Here is a 14,800-nt window from a genome sequence, read left to right as displayed (position 1 = left end):
GATGCCGATGACCCAGACCCCTCAGCGCGACCCGATACCGGGTGCGAGACGCGCGGCCCGCCTCGCCGTGGCCGCCGGTCTCGCCGCCGCGCTCGGCGCCGCCGGGCCGATACCGCTGGCCTTCGCCGCCGACGCACCGGCCACGACCGTACCGGCCGGCACCGCCGTGAAGTCCGCGCACGACAAGCTCGGTTCGGACGACGCCGGCCTGCTCACCGAGGCGAAGGCGGACGGCGCGAAGAACGTCACGCTGATGATCGCCACCGCGCCCGGCGCCACCGAGCAGGTGGCGAAGGAACTGGACGCGGTCAAGGGCGGTGCCGTGGGCCGCGCCTACGACAAGCTCGGCTACGTCCGCGCCACCGTCCCCACCGGCAAGGCGGACGCGGTCATCGCCTCCGCCGCCAAGCTCTCCTCCGTGCACGGCATCGACCTGCGCGACGAGATCGAGCTGGACGACCCGACACCGGCCGCGGACACCGCGCGGGGCGCGTCGAGGAGCGCGTCGAAGGGCACCTCGGCCAAGGCGTCCGCCGCCTACCCGGCGCCGAACCGGAAGACGCCCGCGAAGAACCCGTACAACCCGTCCTTCGAGACGGGCGCCGTCGACTTCGTGCGGAAGAACCCGAAGGCGGACGGCCGCGGCGTCACCATCGGCATCCTGGACTCGGGCGTGGACCTCGCCCACCCCGCGCTGCGGAGGACCACCACCGGCGAGCGCAAGATCGTCGACTGGGTGACGGCGACCGACCCGATCGTGGACGGCGACGCCACCTGGCGGCCGATGACGACCTCGGTGGCCGGCCCCGCCTTCACCTACGGCGGCCAGTCCTGGACCGCGCCGGCCGGCTCCTACCAGGCGAGCGTCTTCCGCGAGGCGGTCACCGCGGGCGGCGACGCCGCCGGTGACGCCAACCGCGACGGCGACACCACCGACTCCTGGGGCGTGCTGTACGACAAGGCCGCCGGGACGGTCCGGGTCGACCTGAACAACAACCTGGACTTCCGGGACGACACCCCGATGAAGCCGTACAAGGACGGCTTCCAGATCGGGTACTTCGGCACCGACGACCCGACGACGGACGTCGCCGAGCGCCAGCCGTTCGTCGTGGAGATCCGCAAGGACGTCCCGATGGACCCCTACGGCGGCGACTGGATCGGGCGGACGGCCGACTTCGTCAACATCGGCGTCATCGAGTCCGAGCACGGCACCCACGTCGCGGGCATCACGGCCGCCAACGGCCTGTTCGGCGGGCAGATGGACGGCGCCGCCCCGGGCGCGCACCTGGTCTCCTCGCGCGCCTGCACCTGGAGCGGCGGCTGCACCAACGTCGCGCTGACCGAGGGCATGATCGACCTCGTCGTCAACCGGGGCGTCGACATCGTCAACATGTCGATCGGCGGCCTGCCTCCCCTCAACGACGGCAACAACGCGCGCGCCGAGCTGTACACGCGGCTCATCGACACCTACGGCGTGCAGTTGGTGATCTCCGCGGGCAACGACGGTCCCGGCGCCAACACCGTCGGCGACCCCGGCCTGGCCGACAAGGTCATCTCGGTCGGCGCGTCCATCGCCAAGGAGACCTGGGCGGCCAACTACGGCTCGGCGGTGACGAAGAAGTACGCCATGATGCCGTTCTCCTCGCGCGGTCCGCGTGAGGACGGCGGCTTCACGCCGACGCTGACCGCGCCGGGCGCGGCGATCAACTCCATCCAGACCTGGCTGCCGGGCGCCCCGGTCGCCGAGGCGGGCTACTCGCTGCCGGCCGGCTACGGCATGCTCCAGGGCACCTCGATGGCGTCCCCGCAGGCCGCGGGCGCCTCGGCGCTGCTGCTCTCGGCGGCCGAGCAGCAGCGGATCGACCTCACCCCGGCGACCCTGCGCACCGCGCTGACCTCGACCGCCCACCACATCGAGGACACCCAGGCGTACGAGGAGGGCGCGGGCCTGATCGACGTGGTGGACGCCTGGAAGGTGATCCGGCGCGGTGCCACGGCCCACGAGTACACGGTCAAGGCCCCCGTCGACACCGCGATCGACGACGCCCTCAAGACCCCGGGCTTCGGCACCGGCCTCTACGACCGCGAGGGCGGCCTGAAGGCCGGGCAGAAGAAGACGTACGACGTCACCCTGACCCGCACCACCGGCGCCGACCGCGCGATCCGCCACGAGCTGGCCTTCGCCGACAACGCGGGCTCGACCTTCCGGATCGTCGGCTCCGACACGGTGAACCTGCCGCTGAACCGGCCGGTGACGGTCAAGGTGCGGGCCGCGCCGAGGTCGGCGGGGCTCAAGAGCGCGATCCTGGAGGTCGACGACCCGCGCACCGCGGGCACCGACAAGCAGGTCATGACCACCGTCGTGGTCTCGGCGCCGCTGAAGTACACCTACGCGGCGAAGGACTCGGTGCAGCGCAACAGCAGCCGGTCGTACTTCGTGACGGTCCCCGAGGGCGCCAAGTCCCTGGAGGTCGCGATCGGCGGACTCAAGGGCCTGAGCCAGACCCGGTTCATCGCCATCCACCCGTACGGCGTCCCGATGGACGAGACGTCCACGCCGTACTGCTACAACAACTACCTCGACGGCAACGGCTGCCGGCCCGACCTGCGCGCGTACGCCGATCCGCAGCCCGGCGTCTGGGAGATCGAGGTCGAGTCGCGCCGCACCTCGCCGCTGCTCGACAACCCCTACAAGCTGGACGTCGCCGTGCTCGGCGCCGACTTCGACCCCGAGGTCGTGACCGTGCCGGAGGCGAAGGCCGGGACCCCGGTCACCGCCTCCTGGACGGTGACCAACCGGTTCGCGGCGATCGACGGCAAGCTGGTGGGCGGCCCGCTGGGCTCGTCGAAGTCGGCCCGCCCCTCGATCGGGGAGGGCGAGGCGCAGACCTCCACCGTCGAGGTGCCGGCCGGCGCCGAGTCGCTGGACGTCTCCATCGGCAACGTCTCCGACGCCGCCGCCGACCTGGACCTGTCGGTCTACGACGCCGACGGCAACCTCGTCGGCCAGTCCGCCGACGGCGACTCGGAGGAGTCGGTCTCCCTGTCCGACCCGGCCGCAGGTACGTACACCGTCGAGGTCGCGGGCTACGCGGTGCCGGCCGGCACCACGGAGTACGACTACCGGGACGTGTACTTCGCCGCCTCCCTCGGCGCGGTCACCGTGGACGGACCGGCCGCGGTGCAGCTCGGCACCGGCGAGTCCGCGACGGTCTCCGGCAGCGTGACCGCGCTGGCCGCCGCGCCGCAGGGCCGTGAGTTCTTCGGCCAGGCGCGACTGGTGAACGCCCGCGGCACGGTCGCGGGCACCGGCAGCGTGGTGATCGGAACGGTCGTTCCGTAGCCGGGTACCGCATCGGTAGGTGAGAGGGGCGGGCGCCCGGCGCCCGCCCCTCTCACCCGCTCCGGGGGTGCTCAGCCGCAGCCGAGGGTGCGGGACCCGGGCAGGGCGGCGGTGATCCGGGCGCGCTGCCCGGCGAGGGCGGCCTCGCCCACGAAGACCGCGTCGGGGGCGTCGCCGTGCCGGGGGATGCCGACCAGCACGAGATCGCCCTCGGTGACCGTCCCGGTGGTGTCGTCCAGCGGGAAGGTGACCCGCCGCTCGCCCGGGTCGGGCAGGTAGGAGCGGGTCACCTCCAGGGTGACCCGGTGCCGTCCCGTCCCGGCCACCGGTTCCACGGCGACCACCTCGCCCTCGGCGACCAGCCGGGCGCAGGCGAGGTAGCGGGGGCTGCCGAAGGGCGCCTCGGCGCCGCCCGGCGCCTCGGCCGCCGAGTCCGCGTCCTTGGCGGCCGACGAGTCCTGCGAGCCTGCGGGACCGCCCTGCACCGCCAGCCATCCGAGCCCCGCCACGAACGCCCCGGCACAGGCCACGGCGAGCGCGCCCAGAGCGACGGCGAACGGGCGGCGCCGGGAGCGGGGCCGGTGCGGCCGCCCGGATGCGGGGGCGAGCGGCGGTACGGCGGCGCGGGCCGGCTCGGTGTCGCGGACCGGCGCGGTGAGCGCCCCGCCGATGACCGCCAGTTGCTCTCGGAGCAGCGCCACATCGGCCTCGGCCGCCCGGTGCTCGGCCAGCAGTACGGCGTCCTCGGCGGCCCCGGGCGGCAACGGCTCGCCCGTGATCGCGGCCATCAGCGCATCCATGTGGGCGTACCCGTCGTCCCCGCCCCGCCCGTCGTACCCCTGGTCGTAGTCGTCCTGCTCGGCGTGCCCGTCGTGCCTCTCGTACCCGTCGTGCCTCTCGTGCTCGGCGGCCATGTCACACCACCTCGTCCTCGTGCAGGCGGGCGCGCAGGGCCCGGACCGCCGTGTGCAGCCTGCTCTTCACCGTGCCCTCCGGGACACCCAGCTCCTCGGCGATGCCGCGCACCGACAGATCGGCGTAGAAGCGCAGCACGAGGACCTGGCGCTGGGCGTCGGGCAGCTCGTCCAGACCCCGGGCGACGGCGAGCGAGAGCAGGCTGGTCTCCTCGCCGGAGGGGTGCTCACTCTGGCGCAGCGCGGCGAGGCGTTCGCCGACCCGCTCCTGGCGGCGTTTGGCCCGGTGCCAGTCCATGGCCAGGTGGGAGGCGACGACCGCCGCCCACGCGGAGACGTTCCGCGGTGCCTCCTGACCACCCGCGGCCCGTTCCAGCAACCGCAGACGGACCTGCTGCACCCCGTCCGGCAGGTCCGCCTGCGGTACTCCGCCGAGCGCGAGCACCGCCCGCACCCGACGCTCCTGCGCCGCGTCCAGCGGATCGCCCGGCACGGCGTCCCCCTGGCCACGGCGGGCCTTTCCGCGCAGCAGCACGCCACCCCTCCCCTCGCCGCGTTTCCCCTAGGACGCCGGTCGGCGCCGAAACGTTCGCGCGAGGTCCGCCGATCCGGCCGAGGCGTACGTCACACCCTGTATGGGCGGAGCCTGGAGGGGCAGGGGCGAGGCAGCACAGCTTGCGGCGCGAGGCCCGATCCGGGTGATTATCTGCAGCTCGGCGGGGGTGGAGACCGCAGGGACCGCAGCTGCGGGGTGGGCCGCCGCGTCTCGGTCCTCGGGCTCACCGGGCAATGTATTGGACAGGTGGGGCCGGGATGACCGCATGATGGAAAAGCCGCGGCCAGGCATTACGCGGGGAACGTCACGTGCACCGCACGTGTCCAGACGGAAGGAAACACCGTGAGGGTCGGAATCGTCGGAGCCACCGGTCAGGTCGGCACGGTCATGCGCGGGATCCTCAAGGAACGGAACTTCCCCGTCACCGAGCTGCGTCTGTTCGCCTCGGCCCGTTCCGCGGGCCGGGACCTGGACGGGGTGACGGTGGAGGACGCCGCCACCGCCGACTACTCCGGCCTGGACATCGTGCTCTTCTCCGCGGGCGGCGCCACCTCCAGGGCGCTGGCCGAGAAGGTCGCCTCGCAGGGCCCGGTCGTGATCGACAACTCCTCGGCCTGGCGCCGCGACCCCGAGGTGCCGCTGGTCGTCTCCGAGGTGAACCCGCACGCCATCGCCTCCCGCCCCAAGGGCATCATCGCCAACCCGAACTGCACCACGATGGCCGCGATGCCGGTCCTGAAGCCGCTGCACGCCGAGGCGGGCCTCGAAGCGCTGGTCGTCGCCACCTACCAGGCGGTCTCCGGCTCCGGTCTGGCCGGCGTGGACGAGCTGTTCGAGCAGGTGAGGAAGGTCGGCGAGGACGCGCCGAAGCTGACCCACGACGGCACGGCGGCCGACTTCCCCGAGCCGGAGAAGTACGTGGCGCCGATCGCGTACAACGTGCTGCCGATGGCCGGCTCGATCGTCGACGACGGGTTGCACGAGACCGACGAGGAGCAGAAGCTCCGCCACGAGTCCCGCAAGATCCTGGAGGTCCCGGGGCTGAAGGTCTCCGGCACCTGTGTGCGGGTACCGGTCTTCACCGGCCACTCCCTCCAGATCAACGCGCGTTTCGCCCGCCCGCTCACCGTGGAGCGGGCCAAGGAGCTGCTGGGCGGCGCGCCCGGCGTGGCGCTCACGGAGGTTCCCACGCCCCTCCAGGCGGCCGGCCAGGACGCGTCCTTCGTCGGCCGCGTCCGCGCGGACGAGACGGTCGACAACGGCCTGGCGCTCTTCGTCTCCAGCGACAACCTGCGCAAGGGCGCGGCGCTGAACGCCGTGCAGATCGCGGAGCTGGTGGCGGCGGAGCTGTCCTCGAAGGCGGAGTAGGACCACCCGCAGGACGCGAAGGGCGTGGTCACCGGTGGCGGTGACCGCGCCCTTCGCGTCCTCAAGGCCGTCGCCCGGCGCGGGGGTGCCGTGGAAGGATGGCGGAACCGACACATATCGAGGAGATGACCGCGTGCCTGGCACAAACCTGACCCGTGAAGAGGCGCAGCAGCGGGCGAAGCTGCTCACCGTTGACTCGTACGAGATCGATCTCGACCTCTCCGGCGCGCAGGAGGGCGGCACCTTCCGGTCCGTGACCACGGTGCGTTTCGACGTCGCGGAGAACGATGCGGAGACCGATGCGGAGAACGGAACGGGGAACGGAACGGAGTCGTTCATCGACCTCGTCGCGCCCACCGTCCACGAGGTCACCCTCAACGGCGACCGGCTCGCCGTGGACGAGGTCTTCGCCGACTCCCGGATCGCCCTCCCCGGGCTGCTGGAGGGCCGCAACATCCTCCGGGTGGTCGCCGACTGCGCCTACACCAACACCGGCGAGGGCCTGCACCGGTTCGTCGACCCGGTCGACGACCAGGCGTACCTGTACACGCAGTTCGAGGTGCCGGACGCGCGCCGGGTGTTCGCCTCCTTCGAGCAGCCCGACCTGAAGGCGACCTTCCGGTTCACCGTGCGGGCGCCCGAGGGCTGGACCGTGATCTCGAACTCGCCCACCCCCGAGCCGCGGGAGAACGTCTGGGCGTTCGAGCCGACGCCGCGCATCTCCTCGTACATCACGGCCCTGATCGTCGGCCCCTACCACGCGGTGCACAGCGTGTACGAGAAGGACGGGCAGCGGGTGCCGCTGGGCATCTACTGCCGGCCCTCGCTCGCCGAGCACCTCGACGCGGACGCGATCTTCGAGGTCACCCGGCAGGGCTTCGACTGGTTCCAGGAGAAGTTCGACTACGCGTACCCGTTCGAGAAGTACGACCAGCTCTTCGTGCCGGAGTTCAACGCGGGCGCGATGGAGAACGCGGGCGCGGTGACCATCCGCGACCAGTACGTGTTCCGGTCGAAGGTGACGGACGCGGCGTACGAAGTACGCGCGGAGACGATTCTGCACGAGCTGGCCCACATGTGGTTCGGCGACCTCGTGACCATGGAGTGGTGGAACGACCTGTGGCTGAACGAGTCGTTCGCCACGTACACCTCCATCGCCTGCCAGTCCGCGGCGCCGGGCTCGCGCTGGCCGCACTCGTGGACGACGTTCGCCAACTCCATGAAGACCTGGGCGTACCGGCAGGACCAGCTCCCCTCCACGCACCCGATCATGGCGGACATCCGCGACCTGGACGACGTGCTGGTCAACTTCGACGGCATCACGTACGCCAAGGGCGCCTCGGTGCTCAAGCAGCTCGTCGCGTACGTCGGTGAGGACGCGTTCTTCCGGGGGGTGCAGGCGTACTTCAAGCGGCACGCGTTCGGCAACACCCGCCTGTCCGACCTGCTGGGCGCGCTGGAGGAGACCTCCGGCCGGGACCTGCGGACCTGGTCGAAGGCGTGGCTGGAGACGGCCGGCATCAACGTGCTGCGCCCCGAGATCGAGACCGACGCCGAGGGGATCATCACCTCCTTCGCCGTCCGCCAGGAGGCCCCGGCGCTCCCGGCCGGCGCGCAGGGGGAGCCCACGCTGCGCCCGCACCGCATCGCCATCGGCGCCTACGACCTCGACCCGGGCGGCAAGCTGGTGCGCGGCGAGCGCGTCGAGCTGGACGTGGACGGCGAGCTGACGGCCGTACCGCAGTTGGTCGGCGTCCGCCGCCCGGCGGTGGTGCTGCTCAACGACGACGACCTCTCCTACGCCAAGGTCCGCCTGGACGAGCGGTCGCTGGCCTTCGTCACCGAGCACCTCGGCGACTTCGCCGAGTCGCTGCCGCGCGCCCTGTGCTGGGCGTCGGCCTGGGACATGACGCGGGACGCGGAACTCCCCGCCCGGGACTACCTCGCGCTGGTCCTCTCCGGGATCGGCAAGGAGTCCGACATCGGCGTGGTGCAGTCCCTGCAGCGCCAGGTGAAGCTGGCCGTGGACAGCTACGCCGCCCCCGCCTCCCGCGAGACGCTGCTGACCCGCTGGACCGAGGCGACCCTCGCCCACCTGCGCGCGGCGACGCCGGGCGGTGACCACCAGCTCGCGTGGGCGCGTGCCTTCGCGGCGACGGCCCGTACGCCGGAGCAGCTCGACCTGCTGGAGGGGCTGCTGGACGGCTCGCAGGAGATCGAGGGGCTGGCCGTCGACACCGAGCTGCGCTGGGCGTTCGTGCAGCGGCTGGCGGCGGTGGGCCGCTTCGACGAGGCGGAGATCGGGGCCGAGTACGAGCGGGACCGGACGGCCGCGGGTGAGCGGCACGCCACCAGCGCGCGGGCCGCCCGGCCGACCGAGGAGGCCAAGGCGGAGGCGTGGGCGTCGGTCGTGGACTCCGACAAGCTGCCCAACGCCGTGCAGGAGGCCGTCATCGGCGGTTTCGTCCAGAGCGACCAGCGGGAGCTGCTGGCGCCCTACACGGACCGGTACTTCGAGGTCCTCAAGGACGTCTGGGAGTCCCGTTCGCACGAGATGGCCCAGCAGATCGCGGTCGGGCTCTACCCGGCGGTGCAGGTCTCCGAGGAGACGCTGCGCCGGACCGACGCGTGGCTGACCTCGGCGGAGCCGAGCGCGGCCCTGCGCCGCCTGGTCTCGGAGTCCCGCGCGGGCGTGGAGCGCGCCCTGCGGGCCCAGGCGGCCGACGCGCGGTAGCCGCCGGCGGTTCTACGTCCGCGGAGGGGCGCCCGGTGCCTACCGGGCGCCCCTCCGCGCATGTCGGCGCATGTCGGCGCATGGGCGCCCGCCCCCGGACGCGAAACAGGCCGGCCGGTGGGCCGGCCGGCCTGTCGTCGCGATGAATCCGGGAAACCGGTGTCAGACCTTGGTGTCGGCCTGCGCGGTCTCGCGGGTCTTGATGTTGCGGCTGGTCACCCGGTGCTTCTCGTGGGAGCGGTCGAGGACCATGACGAGGCCCGCGATCACGGCGAAGAGCACGAGGGGGGCCAGGACGTAGAGGCCCAGCGTCTCGATGACGCTCAGGCCCGTGCCGGGGTCGTCACCGTCGTCGCGGGTCAGGGCGAGCGCGGGGGACGACATGAGCAGCATCATCAGCGTCGTACCGGCCGCCAGGGAGCCGGCGCGCAGGGCGTTCTTCTTGTCCACGTACCCAAGTTAGCGAACCTCCGTCGGCGGCGCGCGGCCGGGGTGCCGTACCGGCCCCGGCCGCGCCCGGCGTTCAGGGCCCGGCGTCCGCCCGTACCGCCTCGATCAGGGCGTGCAGCCGGGGTGCGGCGGCCAGTTCCTCCAGGGTGACCGGGCGGCCCTCGGCGTCGGCGATCGGCAGCCGCCAGTTCGGGTACTGGTCCCAGGTGCCGGGGAGGTTCTGCGGGCGTCGGTCGCCGACGGTGTCGGGCAGCCAGATGCCGACCATGCGGGCGGGCGTGGCCAGCAGGAAGCGGTGGACGGCCTGGACGCGGGCCTCCTCCGAGGCGAGGCCGGGACCGGTGTGGGAATCGGCCTGGGAATCGGTGTGGGGATCGGTCTGAGGATCGGTCTGAGGATCGGTGTGGGGATCGGCGCGGCTCGCGGTGGCGCGCAGCAGGCCGAGCCGGGTGAGCAGGGCGAGCCACTCGTCGGTGTCCGCCGCCGCCTCGGAGCGCTCCTGCTCGACCGGACGGGTGAGCAGGCCGAGCCGGTCGCGGAGTGCGACGTGCTCGCCGGTGAGGCGGGCGGCGGTGGACGGCAGGTCGTGGGTGGTGGCGGTGGCCAGGCAGTCGGCGCGCCAGCGGTCGGGGAGCAGGGGGCGGCCGTCGCCCTCCCAGTCCCGTTCGAACCACAGCACCGAGGTGCCGAGCACGCCCCGTTCGCGCAGCGCCTCGCGGACGCCGGGCTCCACGGTGCCCAGGTCCTCGCCGATCACCACGGCCTCGGCGCGGGACGCCTCCAGGACGAGGACGGCGAGCATGGCCTCGGCGTCGTAACGGACGTAGGCGCCCTCGGTGGGCGGATGGCCCTCGGGGACCCACCAGAGCCGGAACAGGCCCATGACGTGGTCGATGCGCAGGGCTCCGGCGTAACGGAACAGGGAGCGCAGCAGGTCGCGGTAGGGGGCGTAGCCGGACTCGGCGAGCCGGTCCGGGCGCCAGGGCGGCAGGCCCCAGTCCTGGCCGAGGGCGTTGAAGGCGTCCGGCGGGGCGCCGACCGACATGCCGGCGGCGAAGTACTCCCGCTGCGCCCAGGCGTCGGCCCCGCCAGGATGGACGCCGACCGCGAGGTCGTGGACGATCCCGAGCGGCATCCCGGAGTCGCGGGCGGTGCGCTGGGCGGCGGTGAGCTGGTTCTCGGTGAGCCAGGTGACCCAGGAGTGGAAGTCGACGCGGTCCCGCAGTTCGGCGCGGGCGCGGGCGGTCTCGGCGGAACGGGGGTCGCGCAGACCGGCCGGCCAGCGCTGCGGGTCGGAGCCGTGCGCTTCGGCGAGGGCGCACCAGGTGGCGTGGTCCGCCAGCGCCTGTCCCTGGTCGGCGAGCCAGTCGCGGTAGGCGGCGCGCCGGCCGGGGCCGGGCGGGACCTCGCGCAGCAGTCCGAGCGCCTCGCGCTTCAGCTCCCATACGGCGTCCCGGTCGATCAGCGCGCCCTTGCGCAGGACGTCCTCGCGCAGCAGCGCGGCCCGCTCCAGCAGGGTGCGCAGACGGTCGCGGTCGGCGGCGTGGGCGTACTCGGGGACGTCCTCGACGCGCAGGTGGACCGGGTCGGGGAAGCGGCGGGAGGAGGGCCGGTACGGGGAGGGGTCGGTGGGGGCGCCGGGCACGGCCGCGTGCAGCGGGTTGACCTGGACGAACCCGGCGCCGAGGGTGCGGCCGGCCCAGGCGGTCAGTTCGGCGAGGTCACCGAGGTCGCCCATGCCCCAGGAGCGGGTGGAGAGCAGGGAGTAGAGCTGGACGAGGAGGCCGTAGGAGCGGGCGGCGGGGGTGGGCAGCCGGGGCGGGGCGACGACGAGGTGGGCGTCGGCGGTGCGCCCGTCCGGGGCGGTGGCGGTGAGCCGGTGCACGCCGGGCGGCAGCTCGTCGGTGCCGGCCCGGGTCTCGCCCTGTTCGGTGGTGACGTGCAGCAGGGTGCCCGGGGGCAGCGCGGCCAGGGCGGCCGGCGGGGCGCCGCCGCTCCAGTGCACCAGGGTGGGCGGCAGCAGGGCCGTACGCAGGTGCTCCTCACGGGCGGTGAGCGCGGCGCGCACCGTCAGGGGGCCGTCGGCGTCGACACCGAGGGCGGCCAGGGCGCGGACGAGGGCGGTGGCGGTGGCGGTGACCGTGAGGTCCGGGGAGGGCTGGTAGGAGGCGGCGACGCCGTGCAGTTCGGCGAGCCGGGTCAGTTCCTCGGTGGGCGGCTCGGCCGGCCGCGAAACCGTCATCTACGGACCCGTCTGTTCCGGGAAGGCGAAGGAGGGGCCGCCCTGGTCCGGCGTGTCGGCCGTCAGCTCGGGCGAGGACTCGCTGGTCAGCGCCACCGCGTCGGCGAACGGCGACTCACTGGTGAGGGGCTCGGCGTCGGGCAGCGGCGGTTCGCTGGTGAGCGGCGCCTCGGCACCGGCGCTGTCTGCTTCGGCGGACGGCTCCGCCCAGGGTTTGGAAGGGGTGGGGGACGCGAAGTGTGCCATGACGGTCACGTGACCTCCTTGTCGAGCACGACTGGGGTTACGGCAGCCCTACCCAGCGGGCGCGAGGACAGGCACCTTGAGCCCGCCAACGTGTTCCTGGTCACACTCCCACCTCACGATCACCCACCGGATCGGGACGAACAGGTCACCATCCGACACCGTCGAGGGGCAAATCGATCATTTCGCACCATCGCGCCGGACTCCTCTATTCACTCAGTACATGTACTCGGTGAATACTCGGGTCCATGAGTACCCGTCACATCCTGCTGGGGCTGCTCGCCTCGGGGCCGAGCCACGGCTACGACCTGAAGCGACGGCACGACGCACGCTTCCCGCAGGCCCGTCCGCTGGCCTACGGGCAGGTCTACACGACCTTGCAGCGCCTGGTCCGGGACGGCCTCGCCGAGGTCGACGGCACCGGCTCGGACGGGGGCCCGGAGCGGACGGCGTACCGCACGACCGAGCGGGGCGGGCGCGAGCTGGCCCGCTGGGCGGCGGAGGTCGCGCCGCCGGCCCCCCATGTGAGCAACGAGATCTTCGCCAAGGTCGTGGTGGCGGCCCTGGCGGGCGGCGACCCGGCCGCCTACCTGCGCGACCAGCGCGCCGCCCACCTGGCGCGGATGCGGGAACTCACGGCGGTCAAGACGGCCCCCGGCACGGATCTCGCGACCGTGCTGTCGGCCGACTACGCCCTCAACCACCTCGACGCCGACCTCCGCTGGATGACCACCACGGCGGCCCGGCTCACCACCCTGACCGCGGAGGTCGACGCGACATGAGCAACGAGGACACGGCGGCGCCGCTGCTGGTGGCCCGCGCGCTGGTGAAGGCGCACGGCGGGACCGAGGCGCTGCGCGGCGCCTCGCTCGGCCTGCGGGCCGGCGAGATGGTCGCCGTCACCGGCGCCAGCGGCAGCGGGAAGTCGACGTTGCTGCACTGCCTGGCCGGGATCGTGCGGCCGGACGCCGGGACGGTGACGTACGCCGGAGAGCGGCTGGAGGAGGCGACGGAGAAGCGGCTGAGCGAGCTGCGCCGCACCGAATTCGGCGTGCTCTTCCAGTTCGGCCAGCTCGTCCCGGAGCTGACGGCGCTGGACAACGTGGCCCTGCCGCTGCTGCTGGGGGGCAGCGGCAGGGCCACGGCGCGGGAGCGGGCCGGTGCGTGGCTGGAACGGTTCGGGGTGCGCGGGCAGGGGGAGCTGCGGCCCGGCGAGCTGAGCGGCGGGCAGGCCCAGCGGGCCGCGCTGGCCCGCGCGCTGGTCACCGGCCCGGCGGTGCTCTTCGCGGACGAGCCGACCGGGGCGCTGGACTCGCTGGCGAGCGAGCAGGTGATGACGGCGCTGGCGCACACGGTCCGCGAGTCGGGCACGGCGGTGCTGCTGGTCACGCACGACGCGCAGGTGGCGGCGTACGCGGACCGCGAGGTCACCCTGCGCGACGGCGTGGCCTCGCCGGCGGGGGTGGGCGTGTGAGCGCGCTGCGCACCGACGCCCGGCTGGCCTGGCAGCTCGTGCGCGGCACGGGCCGGCGGGAGTGGTGGCGGATCGGGCTCACGGCGGTGGGCGCGGCGGCCGCCACCGGCTTCGCGCTGGCGGCCGTCACCCTCGCCGCGCTCCGCGGCACCCACCGCGTCCCCTGGTTCCACGGACTGCTGGACCAGCCCGGCACCCGGGCCGGGATCGTCGTGGGGCTGCTGCTGTCGCTCGTGCCGGTGCTGGGCTTCCTCGGCCAGTGCGCCCGCGTCGGCGCCGTCCACCGCGACCGGCGCCTGGCCGCGCTGCGGCTGGCCGGGGCGACGCCGTGGCAGGTGCGGCGGATCGCGGCGCTGGAGACGGGACTCGCCGGCCTGCTCGGCGCGGTACCGGCCACGGTCTGCGCGGTCGTGGCCGTGCTGCGGGCGTGGCGCGAGCCGACCGCCGCGCTCTGGGCGGGCGTCGCCCTGGTCGCCGTGGCGGTCCCGCTCTCGGGGGCGGCGGTGAGCGCGCTGGCGCTGCGCCGCGTGGTGGCCTCGCCGCTGGGCTCGGTGCGCCGGGTCACCCCGCGCTCGGGCCGCGGGCCGGGGCTGCTTTTCCTGGGCGCGCTGCTCTTGGTGGCGGCCGCGGCCCCGGCCCTGACCGTGACCGGCGGCGGACCGGGCGGGCGGGCCCCGTGGCAGCCGACGACGGTCGTGTGCGCCGCGGTGCTCGCGGTCGGCGCGGGCGCGGTCCGGCTGTCCGGCGCCGCCTCCCGGCTCACCGGAAAGCTGCTGGCGGCGCGGGCCCGTACCGCGGCCACGCTGATCGCGGCGGAGCGGCTGCGCGCCGACCCGTGGGCGACCGCCCGCACCCACGCGGCGCTGCTGCTGGTGACAGTCACCGGGACGGCGTTCCTCTGCGTCCGGCAGGTACTCCTGGCCGACCTGGCGCGAAACGAACACTCGGCCGCCGAACTCGCGTACTACGGCACCGGACTGAACCTGACCGGCGCCGCGCTCCTCATCTCCCTGGCGATCGCCCTCTCGGGGCTGGCCGTGGGCACCGCCGAGTCCCTGGCCGACCGACGCCGCACCCTCGCCGCCCAGATCGCGGCCGGCGTCCCCCGGGCCGTCCTCGGCCGGACCCTGCTGTGGGAGACCGCGCTGCCGCTCGCTCCCGCCGTCCTGCTGGCCGGCGCCGGCGGCCTGGCGGTCGGCGCCGGGTACGCGTCACTGGCCGGCACCGGCTCACTCCCGGCCACGGCCTTCCTGCTCCCCTGCGCGGTGTACGCCTCCTGCCTGGCGGCCGCGGCCACGGCCCTCCCCCTGCTGCGCCGCTCGGTCCGCCCGGGGGAGCTGCGCCACGCCTGAGGGTGCGGGTCGACGCGCTCAGCCCAGGGAACTCAGGGAACTCATGAACCGACCCCAGGCGTCCGGTCCGAGGCGGAGTATCGGACCGTCGCCGGGGTCCTTCGAGTCACGGACAGCCACCGCG

Annotated in this window: 12 protein-coding genes; 6 read left to right on the top strand and 6 right to left on the bottom strand. The window is 73.9% G+C overall.

What is annotated here, in order from left to right:
* Nucleotides 1-7: 7 nt before the first annotated feature.
* Entirely contained in the window at nucleotides 8-3,343 is a 3,336-nt protein-coding gene (locus tag ABEB00_RS16025) for a S8 family serine peptidase (protein WP_345620325.1), read from the top strand.
* A 71-nt stretch (nucleotides 3,344-3,414) separates the two neighbouring features.
* Here ABEB00_RS16025 and ABEB00_RS16020 read toward each other — a convergent pair whose 3' ends face one another.
* Nucleotides 3,415-4,257, bottom strand: coding sequence for a hypothetical protein (locus tag ABEB00_RS16020; RefSeq protein WP_345620324.1), 843 nt, complete (start codon nucleotides 4,255-4,257; stop codon nucleotides 3,415-3,417).
* Nucleotide 4,258: 1 nt separating this feature from the next.
* Nucleotides 4,259-4,789: an RNA polymerase sigma factor gene (locus ABEB00_RS16015; RefSeq protein ID WP_345620480.1), complete on the bottom strand. Its 531-nt coding sequence runs from the start codon at nucleotides 4,787-4,789 to the stop codon at nucleotides 4,259-4,261.
* 366 nt (nucleotides 4,790-5,155) lie between these two features.
* On the opposite strand from ABEB00_RS16015, the gene ABEB00_RS16010 reads away from it, so the two are divergent.
* Together ABEB00_RS16010 and pepN are read left to right on the top strand one after the other, a co-directional pair.
* Nucleotides 5,156-6,181 carry an aspartate-semialdehyde dehydrogenase gene (locus ABEB00_RS16010; protein ID WP_345620323.1) on the top strand — a complete coding sequence of 342 codons (1,026 nt, stop codon included), beginning with the start codon at nucleotides 5,156-5,158 and terminating at the stop codon, nucleotides 6,179-6,181.
* Nucleotides 6,182-6,314: 133 nt separating this feature from the next.
* Nucleotides 6,315-8,915, top strand: a complete 2,601-nt coding sequence (gene pepN, locus ABEB00_RS16005; RefSeq protein ID WP_345620322.1) for an aminopeptidase N — start codon at nucleotides 6,315-6,317, stop codon at nucleotides 8,913-8,915.
* A gap of 162 nt (nucleotides 8,916-9,077) precedes the next feature.
* Here the strand turns inward: pepN and ABEB00_RS16000 are convergent, their stop codons facing one another.
* From ABEB00_RS16000 to ABEB00_RS15990, 3 genes are all read right to left on the bottom strand, one after another.
* A complete protein-coding gene (locus ABEB00_RS16000; protein ID WP_345620321.1) occupies nucleotides 9,078-9,365 on the bottom strand; it encodes a hypothetical protein in 288 nt (95 codons plus the stop codon).
* Between the two features lie 73 nt (nucleotides 9,366-9,438).
* Nucleotides 9,439-11,607 carry a 4-alpha-glucanotransferase gene (malQ, locus tag ABEB00_RS15995; protein WP_345620319.1) on the bottom strand — a complete coding sequence of 723 codons (2,169 nt, stop codon included), beginning with the start codon at nucleotides 11,605-11,607 and terminating at the stop codon, nucleotides 9,439-9,441.
* Nucleotides 11,608-11,862: a hypothetical protein gene (locus ABEB00_RS15990; protein WP_425586501.1), complete on the bottom strand. Its 255-nt coding sequence runs from the start codon at nucleotides 11,860-11,862 to the stop codon at nucleotides 11,608-11,610.
* A gap of 236 nt (nucleotides 11,863-12,098) precedes the next feature.
* Here ABEB00_RS15990 and ABEB00_RS15985 point away from each other — a divergent pair, with 236 nt between their 5' ends.
* The 3 genes from ABEB00_RS15985 to ABEB00_RS15975 are packed head-to-tail and all read left to right on the top strand — an operon-like array spanning nucleotide 12,099 to nucleotide 14,676.
* Complete coding sequence (locus ABEB00_RS15985) at nucleotides 12,099-12,632, top strand: helix-turn-helix transcriptional regulator (RefSeq protein ID WP_345620318.1); 534 nt, start codon at nucleotides 12,099-12,101, stop codon at nucleotides 12,630-12,632.
* The gene (locus tag ABEB00_RS15980) at nucleotides 12,629-13,324 is read left to right on the top strand and encodes an ABC transporter ATP-binding protein (protein WP_345620317.1); all 696 of its coding nucleotides are present in this window, start codon (nucleotides 12,629-12,631) and stop codon (nucleotides 13,322-13,324) included. Before ABEB00_RS15985 ends, ABEB00_RS15980 begins: the two co-directional genes overlap by 4 nt.
* Nucleotides 13,321-14,676, top strand: coding sequence for an FtsX-like permease family protein (locus tag ABEB00_RS15975; RefSeq protein WP_345620316.1), 1,356 nt, complete (start codon nucleotides 13,321-13,323; stop codon nucleotides 14,674-14,676). The genes ABEB00_RS15980 and ABEB00_RS15975 overlap by 4 nt, the downstream gene beginning before the upstream one ends.
* A gap of 18 nt (nucleotides 14,677-14,694) precedes the next feature.
* On the opposite strand, the gene ABEB00_RS15970 is transcribed toward ABEB00_RS15975, so the two are convergent.
* Entirely contained in the window at nucleotides 14,695-14,796 is a 102-nt protein-coding gene (locus tag ABEB00_RS15970; RefSeq protein WP_345620315.1) for a DUF397 domain-containing protein, read from the bottom strand.
* Nucleotides 14,797-14,800: the final 4 nt, after the last annotated feature.

This window comes from Streptomyces ziwulingensis (assembly GCF_039542605.1).
GTDB lineage: Bacteria > Actinomycetota > Actinomycetes > Streptomycetales > Streptomycetaceae > Streptomyces > Streptomyces ziwulingensis.
Note: the sequence above shows the minus strand (reverse complement) of the source record. Positions and strands in the feature narration are given on the sequence as shown.

Excerpts from the sequence above, each read along its gene's own strand:
- ABEB00_RS16025 (WP_345620325.1), top strand. The coding sequence starts at position 8 with ATGACCCAGACCCCTCAGCGCGACCCGATACCGGGTGCGAGACGCGCG.
- ABEB00_RS16020 (WP_345620324.1), bottom strand. The coding sequence starts at position 4,257 with ATGGCCGCCGAGCACGAGAGGCACGACGGGTACGAGAGGCACGACGGG.
- malQ (WP_345620319.1), bottom strand. The coding sequence starts at position 11,607 with ATGACGGTTTCGCGGCCGGCCGAGCCGCCCACCGAGGAACTGACCCGG.
- ABEB00_RS15980 (WP_345620317.1), top strand. The coding sequence starts at position 12,629 with ATGAGCAACGAGGACACGGCGGCGCCGCTGCTGGTGGCCCGCGCGCTG.
- ABEB00_RS15985 (WP_345620318.1), top strand. The coding sequence starts at position 12,099 with ATGAGTACCCGTCACATCCTGCTGGGGCTGCTCGCCTCGGGGCCGAGC.